This is a genomic window from Pseudomonas sp. MWU318 (genome assembly GCF_016756945.1).
GTDB lineage: Bacteria > Pseudomonadota > Gammaproteobacteria > Pseudomonadales > Pseudomonadaceae > Aquipseudomonas > Aquipseudomonas putida_A.
Genome location: NZ_JAESJL010000003.1, coordinates 602997 through 618745, shown reverse-complemented (window position 1 = coordinate 618745; position 15749 = coordinate 602997). Strand labels below are relative to the sequence as shown.

The 15749-nt window shown below is 60.6% G+C and carries 19 protein-coding genes; 10 read left to right on the top strand and 9 right to left on the bottom strand.

Annotated features, from left to right (window positions below):
- Window positions 1–30 precede the first annotated feature (30 nt).
- Both trpA and trpB read right to left on the bottom strand, forming a co-directional pair.
- Window positions 31–843, bottom strand: a complete 813-nt coding sequence (gene trpA, locus JN524_RS10885) for a tryptophan synthase subunit alpha (protein WP_202369335.1) — start codon at window positions 841–843, stop codon at window positions 31–33.
- Window positions 843–2075: a tryptophan synthase subunit beta gene (trpB, locus tag JN524_RS10880; protein ID WP_041074734.1), complete on the bottom strand. Its 1233-nt coding sequence runs from the start codon at window positions 2073–2075 to the stop codon at window positions 843–845. The genes trpA and trpB overlap by 1 nt, the downstream gene beginning before the upstream one ends.
- Window positions 2076–2189: 114 nt before the next feature.
- On the opposite strand from trpB, the gene JN524_RS10875 reads away from it, so the two are divergent.
- Window positions 2190–3107 carry a LysR family transcriptional regulator gene (locus tag JN524_RS10875; protein ID WP_202369334.1) on the top strand — a complete coding sequence of 306 codons (918 nt, stop codon included), beginning with the start codon at window positions 2190–2192 and terminating at the stop codon, window positions 3105–3107.
- Here JN524_RS10875 and JN524_RS10870 read toward each other — a convergent pair.
- Complete coding sequence (locus JN524_RS10870) at window positions 3080–3406, bottom strand: DUF883 family protein (protein ID WP_003220391.1); 327 nt, start codon at window positions 3404–3406, stop codon at window positions 3080–3082. The genes JN524_RS10875 and JN524_RS10870 overlap by 28 nt on opposite strands.
- 157 nt (window positions 3407–3563) lie before the next feature.
- Between JN524_RS10870 and JN524_RS10865 the strand changes: the two genes are divergently transcribed.
- Window positions 3564–3779, top strand: a complete 216-nt coding sequence (locus tag JN524_RS10865) for a dodecin (RefSeq protein WP_027610201.1) — start codon at window positions 3564–3566, stop codon at window positions 3777–3779.
- A 124-nt stretch (window positions 3780–3903) separates the two neighbouring features.
- On the top strand, window positions 3904–4125 hold the full coding sequence (locus JN524_RS10860) for a DUF1161 domain-containing protein (RefSeq protein ID WP_135294675.1): 222 nt from the start codon (window positions 3904–3906) through the stop codon (window positions 4123–4125).
- Between the two features lie 168 nt (window positions 4126–4293).
- Here the strand turns inward: JN524_RS10860 and JN524_RS10855 are convergent, their stop codons facing one another.
- Entirely contained in the window at window positions 4294–5295 is a 1002-nt protein-coding gene (locus JN524_RS10855; RefSeq protein WP_202369333.1) for an LLM class flavin-dependent oxidoreductase, read from the bottom strand.
- A gap of 241 nt (window positions 5296–5536) precedes the next feature.
- Between JN524_RS10855 and JN524_RS10850 the strand changes: the two genes are divergently transcribed.
- Window positions 5537–5968 (top strand): OsmC family protein, encoded by a 432-nt coding sequence (locus JN524_RS10850; protein WP_202369332.1) that lies wholly within the window; start codon window positions 5537–5539, stop codon window positions 5966–5968.
- Window positions 5969–6183: 215 nt separating this feature from the next.
- Entirely contained in the window at window positions 6184–6423 is a 240-nt protein-coding gene (locus JN524_RS10845) for a DUF1161 domain-containing protein (RefSeq protein WP_202369331.1), read from the top strand.
- Between the two features lie 6 nt (window positions 6424–6429).
- Here the strand turns inward: JN524_RS10845 and JN524_RS10840 are convergent, their stop codons facing one another.
- Both JN524_RS10840 and JN524_RS10835 read right to left on the bottom strand, forming a co-directional pair.
- On the bottom strand, window positions 6430–6849 hold the full coding sequence (locus JN524_RS10840; RefSeq protein ID WP_202369330.1) for a PA0061/PA0062 family lipoprotein: 420 nt from the start codon (window positions 6847–6849) through the stop codon (window positions 6430–6432).
- A 40-nt stretch (window positions 6850–6889) separates the two neighbouring features.
- Window positions 6890–7312: a PA0061/PA0062 family lipoprotein gene (locus JN524_RS10835; protein WP_202369329.1), complete on the bottom strand. Its 423-nt coding sequence runs from the start codon at window positions 7310–7312 to the stop codon at window positions 6890–6892.
- Window positions 7313–7370: 58 nt separating this feature from the next.
- Between JN524_RS10835 and JN524_RS10830 the strand changes: the two genes are divergently transcribed.
- Window positions 7371–8447 (top strand): aminopeptidase, encoded by a 1077-nt coding sequence (locus tag JN524_RS10830; RefSeq protein ID WP_202369328.1) that lies wholly within the window; start codon window positions 7371–7373, stop codon window positions 8445–8447.
- 115 nt (window positions 8448–8562) lie between these two features.
- Here JN524_RS10830 and JN524_RS10825 read toward each other — a convergent pair whose 3' ends face one another.
- Both JN524_RS10825 and JN524_RS10820 read right to left on the bottom strand, forming a co-directional pair.
- Window positions 8563–9213: an HAD family hydrolase gene (locus tag JN524_RS10825; RefSeq protein WP_202369327.1), complete on the bottom strand. Its 651-nt coding sequence runs from the start codon at window positions 9211–9213 to the stop codon at window positions 8563–8565.
- Window positions 9214–9241: 28 nt separating this feature from the next.
- Window positions 9242–9787 carry a gamma carbonic anhydrase family protein gene (locus JN524_RS10820; RefSeq protein WP_202369326.1) on the bottom strand — a complete coding sequence of 182 codons (546 nt, stop codon included), beginning with the start codon at window positions 9785–9787 and terminating at the stop codon, window positions 9242–9244.
- Between the two features lie 62 nt (window positions 9788–9849).
- Here JN524_RS10820 and prlC point away from each other — a divergent pair, with 62 nt between their 5' ends.
- Window positions 9850–11928 carry an oligopeptidase A gene (prlC, locus tag JN524_RS10815; RefSeq protein WP_202369325.1) on the top strand — a complete coding sequence of 693 codons (2079 nt, stop codon included), beginning with the start codon at window positions 9850–9852 and terminating at the stop codon, window positions 11926–11928.
- Window positions 11925–12209 carry a YheV family putative zinc ribbon protein gene (locus JN524_RS10810; RefSeq protein WP_007962808.1) on the top strand — a complete coding sequence of 95 codons (285 nt, stop codon included), beginning with the start codon at window positions 11925–11927 and terminating at the stop codon, window positions 12207–12209. The genes prlC and JN524_RS10810 overlap by 4 nt, the downstream gene beginning before the upstream one ends.
- 45 nt (window positions 12210–12254) lie before the next feature.
- Here JN524_RS10810 and JN524_RS10805 read toward each other — a convergent pair whose 3' ends face one another.
- On the bottom strand, window positions 12255–12899 hold the full coding sequence (locus JN524_RS10805; protein ID WP_027610212.1) for a dual specificity protein phosphatase family protein: 645 nt from the start codon (window positions 12897–12899) through the stop codon (window positions 12255–12257).
- A 311-nt stretch (window positions 12900–13210) separates the two neighbouring features.
- On the opposite strand from JN524_RS10805, the gene JN524_RS10800 reads away from it, so the two are divergent.
- Window positions 13211–13957 carry a gluconate 2-dehydrogenase subunit 3 family protein gene (locus JN524_RS10800; RefSeq protein ID WP_202369324.1) on the top strand — a complete coding sequence of 249 codons (747 nt, stop codon included), beginning with the start codon at window positions 13211–13213 and terminating at the stop codon, window positions 13955–13957.
- Window positions 13958–13959: 2 nt separating this feature from the next.
- Window positions 13960–15744: a GMC family oxidoreductase gene (locus JN524_RS10795; protein WP_047597066.1), complete on the top strand. Its 1785-nt coding sequence runs from the start codon at window positions 13960–13962 to the stop codon at window positions 15742–15744.
- Window positions 15745–15749: the final 5 nt, after the last annotated feature.

The window sequence follows — 15749 nt, the reverse complement described above, 5'->3', positions numbered from 1 at the left end:
GCTAATTCCTCTGTATCAGGAACTTTACCTTCAGTTGACGCGGGCCTGACGCACGCCTTCGGACAGCGCCTTGCACAGACCCAGCACACCATCGACAGCCTGGGCCGGCGTGGTCGCATTGGCGATGTGATCGATCAGTGCCGAACCCACCACCACCCCGTCCGCCAAACGAGCGATGGACGCCGCCTGCTCCGGAGTCCGGATACCGAAACCGATGCTGATCGGCAGTTCAGTGTGTCGACGCAGACGAGTCACCGCTTCTTCGACATGCTCCAGAGTCGCGGCACCGGCACCGGTCACACCGGCCACCGACACGTAGTAAACGAAGCCCGAGCTGCCATTGAGCACTTTCGGCAGACGCGCATCGTCAGTGGTCGGGGTGGTCAGGCGGATGAAGTCCAGACCCGCAGCCTGTGCCGGGTCGCACAGTTCATTATTGTGCTCTGGCGGCATGTCGACCACGATCAGACCGTCGACGCCCGCTTCCTTGGCATCAGCGATGAAACGCCCAACGCCATACATGTGGATCGGGTTGAAATAGCCCATCAGCACCAGCGGTGTGTCGCTGTTGCCTTCACGGAACTCGCGAACCATTTGCAGGGTTTTCGCCAGATTCTGCTTGGCGCCCAAGGCACGGATATTCGCCAGTTGAATCGCCGGACCATCGGCCATCGGATCGGTGAACGGCATACCCAACTCGATCACATCGGCGCCAGCGCCCGGCAGACCTTTGAGGATCGCCAGCGAAGTGTCGTAGTCCGGATCACCGGCGGTGACGAAGGTCACCAGCGCGGCGCGATTCTGTTGCTTGAGGTCGGCAAAACGGGTTTGCAGGCGGCTCATCAGTGTTTCTCCTGCTTCGACTGTTCCATATGGTGCATGACGGTCTGCATGTCTTTGTCGCCACGGCCGGAGAGGTTGACCACCATCAGGTGATCCTTCGGCAGTTTCGGTGCGCGTTTGAACACTTCAGCCAGCGCATGCGCGCTTTCCAGTGCCGGGATGATGCCTTCGAGGCGGCAGCACTGGTGGAACGCGGCGAGGGCTTCGTCGTCAGTCACCGAGGTGTACTGGACGCGGCCGATGTCATGCAACCAGGCGTGCTCAGGGCCGATGCCCGGGTAGTCGAGTCCGGCGGAAATCGAGTGGGCGTCGATGATCTGGCCATCGTCGTCCTGCAGCAGGAAGGTGCGGTTACCGTGCAGCACACCCGGTACACCGCCATTGAGGCTGGCCGCGTGCTTGCCGGTTTCGATGCCGTAACCGGCCGCTTCAACCCCGATGATTTCGACGCTTTGATCATCGAGGAACGGGTGAAATAGGCCCATGGCGTTGGAACCGCCGCCGATGCACGCCACCAGGCTGTCCGGCAGACGACCTTCCTGAGCTTGCAACTGCTCGCGGGTCTCCTTGCCGATCACCGCCTGGAAGTCGCGCACCATGGCTGGATACGGGTGTGGGCCGGCCACGGTGCCGATCAGGTAGAAGGTGCTGTCGACATTGGTTACCCAGTCACGCAGCGCTTCGTTCATCGCGTCTTTCAGGGTGCCGGTGCCGGCGACCACCGGGATCACTTCGGCGCCCAGCAGCTTCATGCGGAATACGTTGGCCTGCTGACGTTCGATGTCCGTGGTGCCCATGTAGATCACGCAATCCAGACCGAAACGTGCGGCCACAGTAGCGGTCGCCACGCCGTGCATGCCGGCACCGGTCTCGGCGATGATGCGTTTCTTGCCCATGCGCCGCGCCAGCAGGATCTGACCGATGCAGTTGTTGATCTTGTGCGCGCCGGTGTGGTTCAGCTCTTCGCGCTTGAGGTAGATCTTCGCGCCGCCGCAGAACTCGGTCAGACGCTCGGCGAAGTACAGCGGGCTCGGACGACCGACATAGTCACGCTGGAAGTAGGCCAGCTCTTCCTTGAACGCCGGATCTTCCTTGGCTGCTTCGTATTCACGGGCCAGATCGAGGATCAACGGCATCAGGGTTTCCGCCACGTAGCGGCCGCCGAACGCGCCGAACAGGCCGTTATCGTCAGGGCCGCTGCGCAGGTTGGAGGTGTTCGAAGTCTGGGTCATGATGTGCTCCAGGTGAATTCGGGTGAGAAGACAATGGCGTCCACTCTACCCCTGACCTTCCAGGCTGAAAACCGATAAGATCGCCACAACCTGTCAGGAAAACTCACAGATACCATGAGCCACGACCTTCCCCCGCTGAACGCCTTGCGCGCGTTCGAAGCCACCGCCCGGCTGAACAGCGTCAGCCAGGCGGCCGAACAGCTGCACGTCACTCATGGTGCAGTCAGCCGTCAGCTCAAAGTGCTCGAAGAGCATCTGGGCGTGAGCCTGTTCGTCAAGGATGGTCGCGGCTTGAAACTCACAGATTCCGGTGTTCGTTTGCGAGATGCCAGCGGTGAGGCCTTCGATCGCTTGCGCAGTGTGTGTGCCGAGCTGACGCAAAGCACCGCTGACGCGCCATTCGTGCTCGGCTGCTCCGGCAGTCTGTTGGCGCGCTGGTTCATCCCACGCCTCGGGCGGCTCAACGCAGACTTGCCGGATTTGCGACTGCATCTGTCCGCCGGTGAAGGTGATCTCGACCCCAGACGCCCCGGACTCGATGCCTTGCTGTTGTTCGCCGAGCCGCCATGGCCGGCAGACATGCAGGTCTACGAACTGGCCGCAGAACGCATCGGCCCGGTGATGAGCCCGCTGTTCAGTGGCTACCAACGCCTGCAAGCGGCGCCGGCGTCAGCCTTGCTCAGCGAGCCGCTGCTGCACACCACATCGCGCCCGCAAGCCTGGCCGAGTTGGGCACAGCAAAATCAACTCGACGCCAAGGCGTTGAAGTTGGGGCAAGGTTTTGAGCATTTGTATTATCTGCTGGAAGCCGCAGTGGCCGGACTTGGCGTTGCAATCGCGCCGGAGCCGCTGGTGGCCGAGGACTTGAAGGCCGGTCGCCTGGTTGCACCGTGGGGTTTTTGCGAAACCCCGGCGCAACTGGCGTTGTGGTTACCCAAGCGCGCCGCAGACGGGCGCGCTCGGCAACTGGCGCAATGGCTCAAGAATGAGCTGCGCCAGACGGATCACTCGCCGCGCTTGAACAGCAAATAAGCGGCGAGCAGACCGATTGCACCGACCGCCACACCGGCGGTGGTCCAAGGGTGTTCCTGAGCGTAATCGCGGGTGGCGATGCCGGTCTCGCGGGTTTTCACTTTAACTTCTTCATAGGCATCGCTGAGCAGGCTGCGCGAATGTTTCAGCGCGCTTTCAGCGTTGCTCTTGAGCGCCTTGAGGGTCTTGCGCGACTCGTCGGACGCGTCGTCCTTCAGGCTTTCCAACGATTTGAGCAGACTCTCGATCTCGGCTTCCATGCTTTGCAACGAGGCTTTACGTAAAGAGGTGTTGGCCATGGTGGCTCTCCTGCATTGGTGATGAGTGGCGTGTGTTGGTTGGGACTTCAGCGGTTTGAGAAAGTGCAGAAAATCTGAACTTCGCTTGCATTGAGCCGCCGAAATCAACAGTGCAGATTGACTGCTAGTCTCAATTCCACACATCCAGGAGATCGCCATGAGTGACCATCATACGTACAAGAAAGTCGAGCTGGTCGGCTCGTCCACCAGCAGCATCGAAGACGCCATCAACAACGCGTTGGCCGAAGCCAACAAGAGCATCAAACATCTGGAATGGTTTGAAGTGGTCGAGACCCGTGGCCACATCAAGGACGGCAAGGCTGCGCATTTCCAGGTAACACTCAAAGTCGGCTTCCGGATTGCCAGCAGCTGAGTTTGGGCTACGCTTCTGAACTTGCGCGCTGGCCGAGTGCCATAGGAATGGCAAAGCGCTACAAGGTGAGTGCATCGGCACAGCCGGTGCCCGCCTCTTTTAATCCGACCAGGGAGTGCGACCGATGAAGAAGTTCATATTGGCAGTAGGTTTGTTGAGCCTTGCGGGTGGCGCGTTTGCTGCTGGCAAGCCTTGTGAAGAGTTGAAAAGCGAGATCGCGGCGAAGCTGGATGCCAAGGGCGTTTCCGGGTATTCGCTGGAGGTTGTCGACAAGGGAGCCAATGGCGGAAAAGTTGTGGGCACCTGTGAAGGCGGCACCAAGGAAATCGTCTACAAACGCGGGTGATCGCGATTGAAATGCAAAAGCCGACGCGAAGGCGTCGGCTTTTTTTTGGGCGATGATTTTCCATCGCAGGAGCTGCGGCACGCTGCGATCTGTTGATCCTGGCTTTAAAAAATCAGATCAAAAGATCGCAGCCTCGTTTCACTCGACAGTTCCTACAGGGCGCGGCGTTTATCCCTTCATGACCTGCGCCAGCAGTTCGTAGGAATGCAGGCGATCGGCGTGCTCATACAGGTCGCAGGTGAAGATCAGCTCATCGGCATGCGTCTGCTCGACCAGCACCTCAAGCTTGGCGCGGATTTTCTGTGGGCTGCCGACCATCGCCAGACCGAGGAAATCCCCCACCGCCTCACGCTCATGGGGCAGCCATAGGCCGTCCATGGTTTTCACCGGTGGACGTTGCACCAGACTCTGCCCACGCATCAGCGCGAGAATTCGCTGGTACACCGAGGTCGCCAGATAGTCGGCCTGCTCATCGGTATCGGCTGCCACCAACGGCACCCCGAGCATCACATACGGCTTGTCGAGCACTGCCGACGGCTTGAAGTGGTTGCGGTAGACGCGAATCGCCTCATGCATGAAGCGCGGGGCGAAGTGCGAGGCGAAGGCGTAGGGCAACCCGCGCTCACCGGCCAGCTGCGCGCTGAACAGGCTGGAACCGAGTAACCAGATCGGCACGTTGGTGCCGGTGCCGGGCATGGCGATCACCCGTTGATCCGGGGTGCGCGGGCCGAGGAAGCGGGCCAGCTCGGCAACGTCTTCCGGGAAATCATCAGCACTGCCGGAGCGTTCGCGGCGCAGGGCGCGGGCGGTCATCTGGTCGGAACCCGGCGCGCGCCCCAGCCCCAGGTCGATGCGTCCCGGGTACAGGCTTTCAAGAGTGCCGAACTGTTCGGCGATCACCAGCGGCGCGTGATTGGGCAGCATCACCCCGCCGGAGCCGACACGAATCGTCGAGGTACCGCCGGCCAGGTATCCCAGCAACACCGAGGTGGCAGAACTGGCGATACCGTCCATGTTGTGGTGTTCGGCCACCCAGAAGCGGGTATAGCCGAGTTTCTCGACATGTTGTGCCAGATCCAGCGAGTTGCGCAGCGATTGCGCCGGGCTACCGTTCTCGCGCACCGGCACCAGATCGAGGGTGGAAAACTTTACGTCGGACAGTTGCTTCATAAACCTGCGTCTCCGAATGAGGAGGCAGGTTTTTCTTGCGAACGAAAACCTGCCCAATCCATAAGCGTGTTTTATGCAATGAGGGCATATACCCGAGTTTCAATAGCCGCGATGAAATTTCCTACTAAAAAAGTCAACGATTCAGCCGGGCTGAACTTTGTCCCGACGTCTATCCTCAGAAGCCTTGCAAGTAAAAACCACGACGGCGCGGCGTTCCGCGCCAGATCTTGAGGAGGCAGACATGGCTATCGTGAAGAAAGCATCCGCGCATTGGGCAGGCGATCTGAAAACCGGCATCGGCTCGATCTCCACTGAAACCGGTGTCCTCACAGAAGCCCCCTACGGCTTCAAGGCACGCTTCGAGGGCGGTAAGGGCACCAACCCGGAAGAACTGATCGGCGCCGCGCATGCCGGCTGTTTTTCCATGGCGTTTTCGATGATCCTCGGTGATGCGGGCCTGAAGGCCGAGAGCATCGACACTCAGGCAGAGGTCACGCTGGATCAGGTCGAGGGTGGCTTTGCCATCACCGCGATCAAGTTGATCCTCAAGGCGAAAATCCCGGGCGCTACTCAGGCGCAGTTTGAAGAACTGAGCAACAAGGCCAAGGAAGGGTGCCCGGTGTCCAAGGTGTTGAATGCGAAGATTACCCTTGAGGCTTCGCTGGTCAGCTGAATCGGCGCTGACTGACCCATTCGCGAGCAGGCTCGCTCCCACATTTGAAGTGAATTCCAATGTGGGAGCGAGCCTGCTCGCAAATGTAATCCACAAATCACTGCAGTTACCGAAGATGTGAGCGAAGTCAGAACCCGCCCTGCAAAAATATGGTCGAATAAGTGACAGCAGCTTCAGCGCACGCCCGTGCGCGCTGCCCCATGGAGCTTCAGGATATGAAACGTATTGGCTTGGCGATCCTCTGCAGTGCATTGGCCACAACGGTTCTTGCCGCACCGAAAGACTGTGAAGAACTCAGAAAAGAAATCGAAGTTAAGATCCAGGCGAACGCCGTGCCCACCTACACGCTGGAAATCGTCAGCAAGGAAGAGGCCGACAAGCACGACGTGGCCATGGTCGTCGGCACCTGTGAAAACGGCAGCAAAGCGATCATTTACCAGAAGAACGACAACTGATCCGTCTCAGCTGAGGCAGTCCATGTCGTGATCCTCGGCAACGATCTCACGCTTGGCGTTGTACAGGCGGGCGCTCGGTGTGAACCCTAGCGAACGCCCCTCCAGCAGATAACGCTGCCCCGCCTCGAAATGGTCATAGCGGACGTACAGATAGCACAGACGCTCGACCGGGCCGGTCATCAGACTGCCGCCGCCGCCAAACACCTCGAAGTCAAACCGCACCCGCAGCTCATGGCTGCCGGGGGTGACCTGGAAGAAACGCCCGTCGCTCAGACGTTGATTATCCAGGCGCTCGGCCATGAGCAGTTTTCCGCCGGGGGTCGGGGTCGAGAAATCAACCCAGGCCATCTGTGGGTCGACCGGCGGCAACGGGGTCTGGCAGCCCGCGACAACGCCGACCGCGACTAACAACACCAATTTGCGCATGATGGATGTCCAGGGATTCAGACCTCCAGCATAGCGCCGATCAGGTGCGTTGACAGCCTGCCGGCGAGCCTTGGCCGACCACGTTGCGCTGCTCGTCATAGAGCTTCGCCCATGGCCGGAAACCGATGCTGCCGGCTTGCAATTGATAACGCTGTCCGGCGTTGAATTCCTTGAATGTCAGCTTCAACTGGCAGTCGCGCCACAGAGGCTCGGCGTCGGGGCCGATGTTGGTGGCTTCGACCGGAAACTGATAACGCACCTTCAGTTCGTGGCTGCCGGGCTGCACTTCGAAATAACGTTTGTCGACAGTTGCCTTGTCATCGACTTTCAGCGCTTGCAACGCCGAGTCCTGTTGCCGGGCATCGAGATCGATCCAGGCTTGCGAGGGGTCAGGATCGGGCATTCCGAATCCGGCACAACCGGCCAGCGTCAGCAGGCCTCCTGTCAGCAACAACATGCGCATAGCGAAGCTCCAAATGGCGGGATAGTCTTGCGGGCAGACTTTCCAAAGGATTTTTATTTTGAGCAGGCCGCTTCCAAGCCATGGGTTACTTGATCGCGTTTTTCGGATTTTGTTTCCGGGGGTGATGCTTTTGTTGCTCAACGGTTGTTCCAGCATCAGCTATTACAGCCAACTGGCCGGTGGTCAGTTGCAGCTGCTGCGGGCACGTGAGCCGGTGGCCAAGGTGATTGCCGACCCGAGCCGCGACGCTAAGCTGCGCACGCACCTGATCCAGTCGCAAAAGGCCCGCGCCTTCGCCAGCGAACAGCTGCACCTGCCGGACAACCAGAGCTATCGGCTGTACGCCGATATTGGCCGGCCGTACGTGGTGTGGAACGTGTTCGCCACCCCGGAGTTTTCCCTGACCCCGCAGAACCACTGCTTCCCGATCGCCGGTTGCGTGGCCTATCGCGGCTACTACACCCAGAGCGCCGCGCGCGGCGAAGCGGCGCTCCAGCGCCTGCAAGGCATGGATGTGGCGATTGGCGGCGTCGAGGCCTATTCAACCCTCGGCTGGTTCAATGACCCGATCCTCAATTCGATGATGGGCTGGGGCGATGAGCGCCTGGCCACGCTGATTTTTCATGAACTGGCGCATCAGCGCTTCTATGTGAAGGACGACACCGAGTTCAACGAGTCCTTTGCCACGTTTGTCGAACAGGAAGGCACCCGCCAGTGGCGGGCGTTTCGTGGATTGCCGCCGGACACCGATGCCAGGCTCAAGCAGCGCGATCAGTTCATTGAGCTGGTGCTGGAAGCGCGCTCACGCCTGGAAAAACTCTACGCACAGCCGCTGCCGGCCGAGCAGATGCGCGAACGCAAAGCGGCGACGTTCGAGCAGTTTCGTCGCGAATATCGATTGATGCGCGACCGCCAGTGGGCCGGGGACAAGCGTTACGACGCCTGGGTCAACATGCCGCTGAACAATGCGCGGTTGCTGCCGTTCGGGCTGTATGACCAGTGGGTGCCGGCGTTTGCGGCACTGTTCAGACAGGTTGGGGGGGATTGGCTGCGGTTTTATGCTGAGGTCGAGAAGCTGGGCGGTTTAGCTCTCGAGAAACGCAAGGCGGCTTTGAAAGCTTTGGCCGGATCTTGAATTGATGTCGGCTGATCCGGCCTCATCGCTGGCAAGCCAGCTCCCACATGGATTCGGGTGAACGTGCGCACACTGCTCACCTGTGGGAGCTGGCTTGCCAGCGATGGCCGACTCATCAGCGCCGCAAAAACGCCTGATGCAACTCAGCCAAAGTCTCAAAATGATAAGCCGGCGCTTCGGCACTCAACTCTTCAAAACTGCCAAACCCATAGCCCACCGCCGCCGCGTCCACGCCGTTGCTGCGCGCGCCGATCAGGTCATGTTTGCGATCGCCGATCATCAGCGTAGTGGCCGGATCCAGCCCTTCTTCTGCAATCAGGTGCGCAATCAGCTCGACCTTGTTGGTTCGCGTGCCATCCAGCTCACTGCCGTAGATCACTTTGAAATGTTTGGCGAAGTCGAAATGCCGGGCGATTTCCCGGGCAAATTCCCAAGGTTTGGAGGTCGCGATGTACAGCTGCCGCCCCTGGCCGCTCAAGGTTTCCAGCAACGGCGTGACGCCGTCGAACACACGGTTCTCGTACAGGCCGGTGACCTTGAAGCGCTCACGATAGAAATTCACCGCCTCCCAGGCCTTGGCCTCGTCGAAGCCATAGAACTGCATGAACGCCTGCAACAGCGGCGGGCCGATGAAGTGTTCGAGTTTGCTCAGGTCCGGCTCGTCGATGCCGAGTTTGCTCAAAGCGAACTGGATGGAACGGGTGATGCCCTCACGCGGGTCGGTCAGGGTGCCATCGAGGTCGAACAGTACGGTCTGGTAATGCATGAGAAATCCTGAGCAGGTGTAGGTCGATTCAGAGCTGGTCGTAGCCTTCGGCCAGATGCAGGTCCTTGAGCTTCACGTAGTTCGCTGCGCTGTAGGTGAAGAAGGCGCGCTCCTTGTCGGTCAACGAGCGGACTTGTTTCACCGGGCTGCCCACGTACAGGAAACCGCTTTCCAGGCGCTTGCCCGGCGGTACCAGGCTGCCGGCGCCGATGATCACGTCGTCCTCGACCACCGCACCGTCCATGACGATGCTGCCCATGCCGATCAGCACGCGACTGCCGACGCTGCAGCCATGCAGCATGACCTTGTGGGCGATGGTCACGTCATCGCCGATCAGCAACGGAAAACCGTCCGGGTTGAACGGCCCGGCGTGAGTGATGTGCAGCACGCAACCGTCCTGCACGCTGGTGCGCGCACCGATGCGGATGCGGTGCATGTCGCCACGGATTACGGTCAGCGGCCACACGGAGCTGTCTTCGCCGATTTCGACGTCGCCGATCACCACCGCCGAGGCGTCGACAAACGCGCCTTGACCGAGCTGCGGGGTGTGATTCTGGTACTTGCGAACGGACACGATAAGTTCTCTCTCTGTCGCCGATAGCTGCGGTGAGTGTCGATTGTAATTAAGATGGGCGCATGTTTCTTCCAGCCAAGGTGCCAACCGTGAGCGTGAACAACCCTCTTCTGCAGTCCTACGACCTGCCGCCGTTCTCCACGATCCGTGCCGAACACGTGCTGCCAGCCATCGAAACCATCCTGGCCGACAACCGCGCCGCCATCGCCGAAATTCTCAAGACCCAGGTTCAAAACCCGACCTGGGCCGGCCTGGTACTGGCGATGGACGAACTCAACGATCGCCTCGGCGCTGCCTGGAGCCCGGTCAGCCACCTCAATGCCGTGTGCAACAGCGCCGAACTCCGCGAAGCCTACGAGTCGTGCCTGCCGGCCCTGAGCGCCTACTCCACCGAGATGGGCCAGAACCGCGAGCTGTTCCAGGCCTATGAAGCGCTGGCCAACAGCCCGGAAGCCGCTGGTTTCGACGTGGCGCAAAAAACCATTCTGGAACACGCCCTGCGTGATTTCCGTCTGTCGGGTATCGACCTGCCGGAAGCCGAACAGAAGCGCTACGCCGAAGTGCAGAGCAAACTGTCCGAGCTGGGCAGCCGCTTCTCCAACCAACTGCTCGACGCCACACAAGCCTGGACCAAGCACGTCACTGAAGAGGCTGCCCTCGCCGGCCTGACTGATTCGGCCAAGGCGCAAATGGCTGCCGCCGCGCAGGCCAAAGGTCTCGATGGCTGGCTGATCACCCTGGAATTCCCGAGCTACTACGCGGTGATGACCTACGCCCAGGATCGCGCGCTGCGTGAAGAAGTCTATGCCGCCTACTGCACCCGTGCGTCGGACCAAGGCCCGAACGCCGGGCTGAACGACAACGGCCCGGTCATGGAAGAGATCCTCGACCTGCGTCAGGAACTGGCAAAACTCTTGGGCTTCGCCAGTTTCTCCGAGCTGAGCCTGGCCACGAAAATGGCCGAGTCCAGCGATCAGGTGCTGAGCTTCCTGCGCGACCTGGCCAAACGCAGCAAGCCGTTCGCTGCGCAGGATCTGCAGCAGCTGCGCGCTTACGCCGCCGAACAGGGCTGCGCTGATCTGCAAAGCTGGGACAGCGGTTTCTACGGGGAAAAACTCCGCGAGCAACGCTACAGCGTCGCTCAGGAAACCCTGCGTGCGTACTTCCCGATCGATAAAGTCCTCGGCGGTCTGTTCGCTATCGTCCAGCGTCTGTACGGCATCGAAATCGCCGAACTGAAAGGCTTCGACACCTGGCACCCGGACGTGCGCCTGTTCGAAATCAAGGAAAACGGCCAGCACGTCGGCCGCTTTTTCTTCGATCTCTACGCCCGCGCCAACAAGCGTGGCGGTGCGTGGATGGACGGCGCCCGCGACCGCCGCCGTACCGCTGACGGCGTGCTGCAAAGCCCGGTGGCCAACCTGGTGTGCAACTTCACCCCGGCAGACAGCGGCAAGCCTGCGCTGCTGACCCACGATGAAGTGACCACCCTGTTCCACGAATTCGGTCACGGCCTGCATCACCTGCTGACCCGCGTTGATCACGCCGGTGTTTCCGGGATCAACGGCGTGGCGTGGGATGCGGTCGAGCTGCCGAGCCAGTTCATGGAGAACTGGTGCTGGGAGCCGGAAGGCCTGGCGCTGATCTCCGGTCACTACGAAACCGGCGAGCCGCTGCCACAGGACCTGCTGGAGAAAATGCTCGCGGCGAAAAACTTCCAGTCCGGGCTGATGATGGTCCGTCAGCTGGAATTCTCGCTGTTCGACTTCGAACTGCACGCCACTCACGGTGACGGCCGCAGCGTGGCGCAAGTGCTGGAAGGCGTGCGCGACGAGGTGTCGGTGATGCGTCCACCGGCGTACAACCGCTTCCCCAACAGCTTCGCGCACATCTTCGCCGGCGGTTACGCCGCGGGTTACTACAGCTACAAGTGGGCGGAAGTGCTGTCAGCCGATGCCTTCTCCAAGTTCGAAGAAGACGGCGTGCTCAACGCCGAAACCGGTCGCGCCTTCCGCGAAGCGATTCTCGCGCGTGGCGGCTCCCAGGCACCGATGGTGCTGTTCGTCGACTTCCGTGGCCGTGAGCCATCGATTGACGCACTCTTGCGCCATAGCGGCCTGAGTGAGGACGCAGCAGCATGAGTGAGGCACCTGTGATTACCAAGAAGCGCTTTATCGCCGGGGCTGTCTGCCCGGCGTGCAGCGAGCCGGACAAACTGATGATGTGGAACGAGGACAGCGTGCCGCACCGCGAGTGCGTGGCCTGCGGTTACTCGGATACATTGAACGAGCAAGGTCTGTCGGTTCCGAAGGAACTGGGCACGCGGGTCAATACCAGCGCGCTCAAGCCGGCGCCGGACAAGACTGTCCAGGCCGTGCAGTTCTTTCCGAATCCGAAGCTGAAGAAAAAGTCCGAAGACTGAGCCGGCAAATAACCCTCCACGGTGCAATGCCGTGGAGGGTGCGGCTTACTTGAGGTTGACCGACTGGAACCAGCTCTTCATCGAGCAGGTGGCAAACGCACTGGTGCTGCAGTCGCCGTTGGCCAGCGCGGTGCGCAGCTTGTCGACATCGGCTTGCATCACATAACGCACGCCATCCTTGAAATGGCCGCTTTCACCAAAACCGCCCTGCGTCATTTCGTTCAGCGCGTCTTCCTTGCTCCAGCCCTGCACCACGATTCGGTACATCGCCGCCATCAGGCCGGTGCGGTCGGAACCGTGTTTGCAGTGCATCAGCACCGGGCCATTGGCTTCGGCAGCCTGAATCGCGCGCAGCGTCTTGAGCACATCGGCGTCATCGACGTGGTTGGTGCGATAAGGCAGTTGCACTTGATTGATGCCCGGCTCCGACAGCCAGCTGCTGTCAGCTTCCGGCAGGAAGTTGATCACCGTCGCCACTTTCAGGTTCTTCAGCAACGGCACTGCGCCGCCATCCGGCAAGGCGCTGCGGTAGAGGGTTGGCGACATCTGGAACAAGTTGTACTGCACTTCAACCGGTTGCGCCCATTCAGGGGGACGCGATGTTGCAGCGGCGTCAGCCTGGGCCGGCATCAAGTGCAACAGGGCAACAAGCGACAAACACAAAGCAGGGAAAAGGCGCACTCGAGACATGCTGGGCTGACCGTATCGGAATTCATCAATGAAAGGCCTCGCAGCTTCCACGTCTGACGGTCAAAGCCCCGTGAGGCACTTGTCAAAGAATCGTGAATCCGTGCGATTTCATTGAGCACTCAGGTAAAAAAACCGCAGCTTTTTCCGCTGAATCGGTTCAACCCGATGCATAGCCTGCTACCATTTGTCACACGATGTTGCAGGCGTCCCCCTTTTCCCGGTCAACCACCGGGCCACGCCGCGACGAAAAAATGCTCACGCCGTTCGCAGAAACGGCGGACAACCATCAATGCCTGATGAGGTGCACCCCCATGTCTGACGTAGATCGAGACAACCCGCGGCGTGAGTTCTTGCGCAAATCCCTGACCCTGATTCCCGTGGTCACCCTCGCCGGTAGCGGTCTGGGCAGCAGCGTATTGCAAGCTGCGCCTGAAGCGGCCCCGGCGGCGCCCGCAGCAACACCGGCCAAAGCTGACGCCAGCGCTTATCAGCCGAGCTATTTCACCGCCGAGGAATGGGCCTTCATCAACGCCGCCGTGGCGCACCTCATCCCCAATGACGAGCAAGGCCCGGGGGCTCTGGAAGCCGGCGTGCCGGAATACATCGACCGCCAGATGAACACCCCGTACGCCGCCGGTGCCCTGTGGTACATGCAAGGTCCGTTCAACGCCGACGCCGCGCCGGAGATGGGCTGGCAGAGCAAACTGGTGCCAAAAGAGATCTATCGCCTGGGCATCGCTGCCACGGATCAGTGGGCAAAATCCCTCAACGGTAAAACATTTGCTGAGCAAGACAGCGCTACCCGAGAAGATTTGCTCAAGCAGCTCGAAGCCGGCAAACCACAGTTCGATGCGGTTCCAGCGAAGATTTTCTTCAGTCTGCTGCTGCAAAACACCAAGGAAGGGTTCTTCTGCGACCCGATCCACGGCGGCAACAAAGGCATGGTCGGCTGGACCATGATCGGCTTCCCCGGCGCCCGCGCCGATTTCATGGATTGGGTGGAACGCAACGAGCAATACCCCTTCCCGGCAGTTTCGATTCGCGGCGAGAGGGCTTGAGCATGGCAACCGTAATGAAGAAGGTCGACGCAGTGATCGTCGGTTTCGGCTGGACTGGCGCGATCATGGCCAAGGAGCTGACCGAGGCCGGGCTCAACGTGCTGGCGCTGGAGCGCGGGCCGATGCAGGACACCTACCCCGACGGCAACTATCCACAGGTGATCGACGAACTCACCTACAGCGTGCGGAAAAAACTCTTTCAGGACATCTCGAAAGAAACCGTCACCATCCGCCACAGCGTCAACGACATCGCCCTGCCGAATCGCCAGTTGGGTGCGTTTCTGCCGGGCAATGGCGTCGGCGGCGCCGGTTTGCACTGGTCGGGCGTGCACTTTCGCGTCGATCCGATCGAACTGCGTATGCGCAGCCACTACGAAGAGCGCTACGGCAAAAGCTTCATCCCCAAGGACATGACCATCCAGGACTTCGGCGTCAGCTATGAAGAGCTGGAGCCGTTCTTCGATTTCGCCGAGAAGGTCTTCGGCACCTCCGGCCAGGCCTGGACCGTGAAAGGCCAACTGGTCGGTCAGGGCAAGGGCGGTAACCCTTACGCACCGGATCGCTCCAATCCGTTCCCGCTGGAAGCGCAGAAGAACACCGTTTCCGCACAACTGTTCGGCAAAGCGGCGACAGAGGTCGGTTACAAACCCTACAACCTGCCCTCCGCGAATACCTCAGGCCCGTACACCAATCCCTACGGCGCACAGATGGGCCCGTGCAACTTCTGCGGGTTCTGCAGCGGTTACGTTTGCTACATGTACTCCAAGGCCTCTCCGAACGTGAACATTCTGCCGGCGCTCAAGCCCCTGCCGAATTTCGAGCTGCGGCCCAACTCGCATGTGCTGCGGGTCAACCTCGACAGCACCAAGTCCAAGGCCACCGGCGTGACGTACATCGACGGCCAGGGCCGCGAGATCGAGCAGCCGGCGGATCTGGTGATCCTCGGCGCCTTCCAGCTGCACAACGTGCGCCTGATGCTGCTCTCGGGCATCGGCAAACCGTACGACCCGATCAGCGGCGAAGGCGTGGTCGGGCGTAACTTCGCCTACCAGAACATGGCGACCATCAAGGCGTTCTTCGACAAGGACACCCACACCAACAACTTCATCGGTGCCGGCGGTAACGGCGTGGCGCTGGACGATTTCAACGCCGACAACTTTGACCACGGCCCGCACGGCTTCGTCGGTGGCTCGCCAATGTGGGTCAACCAGGCGGGCAGCCGCCCGATTGCCGGCACTTCGAACCCGCCCGGCACTCCGGCCTGGGGCAGCCAGTGGAAACGCGCGACCGCCGATTACTACACCCACCAGGTGTCGATGGATGCCCACGGCGCGCATCAGTCCTACCGTGGCAACTACCTCGATCTGGATCCGGTGTACCGCGATGCCTACGGCTTGCCGCTGCTGCGCATGACCTTCGACTGGCAGGAAAACGACATCAAAATGAACCGCTTCATGGTCGAGAAAATGGGCAAGGTCGCTCAAGCCATGGGCCCGAAAGCCATCGCGGTGATCGGCAAGCAGGTCGGGGATCATTTCAACACCGCGGCCTACCAGACCACCCACCTCAACGGTGGCGCAATCATGGGCACCGATCCGAAGAAGAGTGCCCTGAACCGTTATCTGCAGAGCTGGGACGTGCACAACGTGTTCGTGCCAGGTGCGTCGGCGTTCCCGCAAGGCTTGGGTTACAACCCGACCGGGCTGGTGGCGGCGTTGACCTACTGGTCGGCCAAGGCGATTCGTGAGCAATACCTGAAAAACCCCGGCCCGCTGGTTCAGGCATAAGGAGC

What these genes read in the sequence shown, in the direction of transcription:
- trpA (WP_202369335.1), bottom strand. Translation starts at nt 843, where the DNA reads ATGAGCCGCCTGCAAACCCGTTTTGCCGACCTCAAGCAACAGAATCGC.
- trpB (WP_041074734.1), bottom strand. Translation starts at nt 2,075, where the DNA reads ATGACCCAGACTTCGAACACCTCCAACCTGCGCAGCGGCCCTGACGAT.
- JN524_RS10875 (WP_202369334.1), top strand. Translation starts at nt 2,190, where the DNA reads ATGAGCCACGACCTTCCCCCGCTGAACGCCTTGCGCGCGTTCGAAGCC.
- JN524_RS10870 (WP_003220391.1), bottom strand. Translation starts at nt 3,406, where the DNA reads ATGGCCAACACCTCTTTACGTAAAGCCTCGTTGCAAAGCATGGAAGCC.
- JN524_RS10865 (WP_027610201.1), top strand. Translation starts at nt 3,564, where the DNA reads ATGAGTGACCATCATACGTACAAGAAAGTCGAGCTGGTCGGCTCGTCC.
- JN524_RS10860 (WP_135294675.1), top strand. Translation starts at nt 3,904, where the DNA reads ATGAAGAAGTTCATATTGGCAGTAGGTTTGTTGAGCCTTGCGGGTGGC.
- JN524_RS10855 (WP_202369333.1), bottom strand. Translation starts at nt 5,295, where the DNA reads ATGAAGCAACTGTCCGACGTAAAGTTTTCCACCCTCGATCTGGTGCCG.
- JN524_RS10850 (WP_202369332.1), top strand. Translation starts at nt 5,537, where the DNA reads ATGGCTATCGTGAAGAAAGCATCCGCGCATTGGGCAGGCGATCTGAAA.
- JN524_RS10845 (WP_202369331.1), top strand. Translation starts at nt 6,184, where the DNA reads ATGAAACGTATTGGCTTGGCGATCCTCTGCAGTGCATTGGCCACAACG.
- JN524_RS10840 (WP_202369330.1), bottom strand. Translation starts at nt 6,849, where the DNA reads ATGCGCAAATTGGTGTTGTTAGTCGCGGTCGGCGTTGTCGCGGGCTGC.
- JN524_RS10835 (WP_202369329.1), bottom strand. Translation starts at nt 7,312, where the DNA reads ATGCGCATGTTGTTGCTGACAGGAGGCCTGCTGACGCTGGCCGGTTGT.
- JN524_RS10825 (WP_202369327.1), bottom strand. Translation starts at nt 9,213, where the DNA reads ATGCATTACCAGACCGTACTGTTCGACCTCGATGGCACCCTGACCGAC.
- prlC (WP_202369325.1), top strand. Translation starts at nt 9,850, where the DNA reads ATGTTTCTTCCAGCCAAGGTGCCAACCGTGAGCGTGAACAACCCTCTT.
- JN524_RS10810 (WP_007962808.1), top strand. Translation starts at nt 11,925, where the DNA reads ATGAGTGAGGCACCTGTGATTACCAAGAAGCGCTTTATCGCCGGGGCT.
- JN524_RS10805 (WP_027610212.1), bottom strand. Translation starts at nt 12,899, where the DNA reads ATGTCTCGAGTGCGCCTTTTCCCTGCTTTGTGTTTGTCGCTTGTTGCC.
- JN524_RS10800 (WP_202369324.1), top strand. Translation starts at nt 13,211, where the DNA reads ATGTCTGACGTAGATCGAGACAACCCGCGGCGTGAGTTCTTGCGCAAA.
- JN524_RS10795 (WP_047597066.1), top strand. Translation starts at nt 13,960, where the DNA reads ATGGCAACCGTAATGAAGAAGGTCGACGCAGTGATCGTCGGTTTCGGC.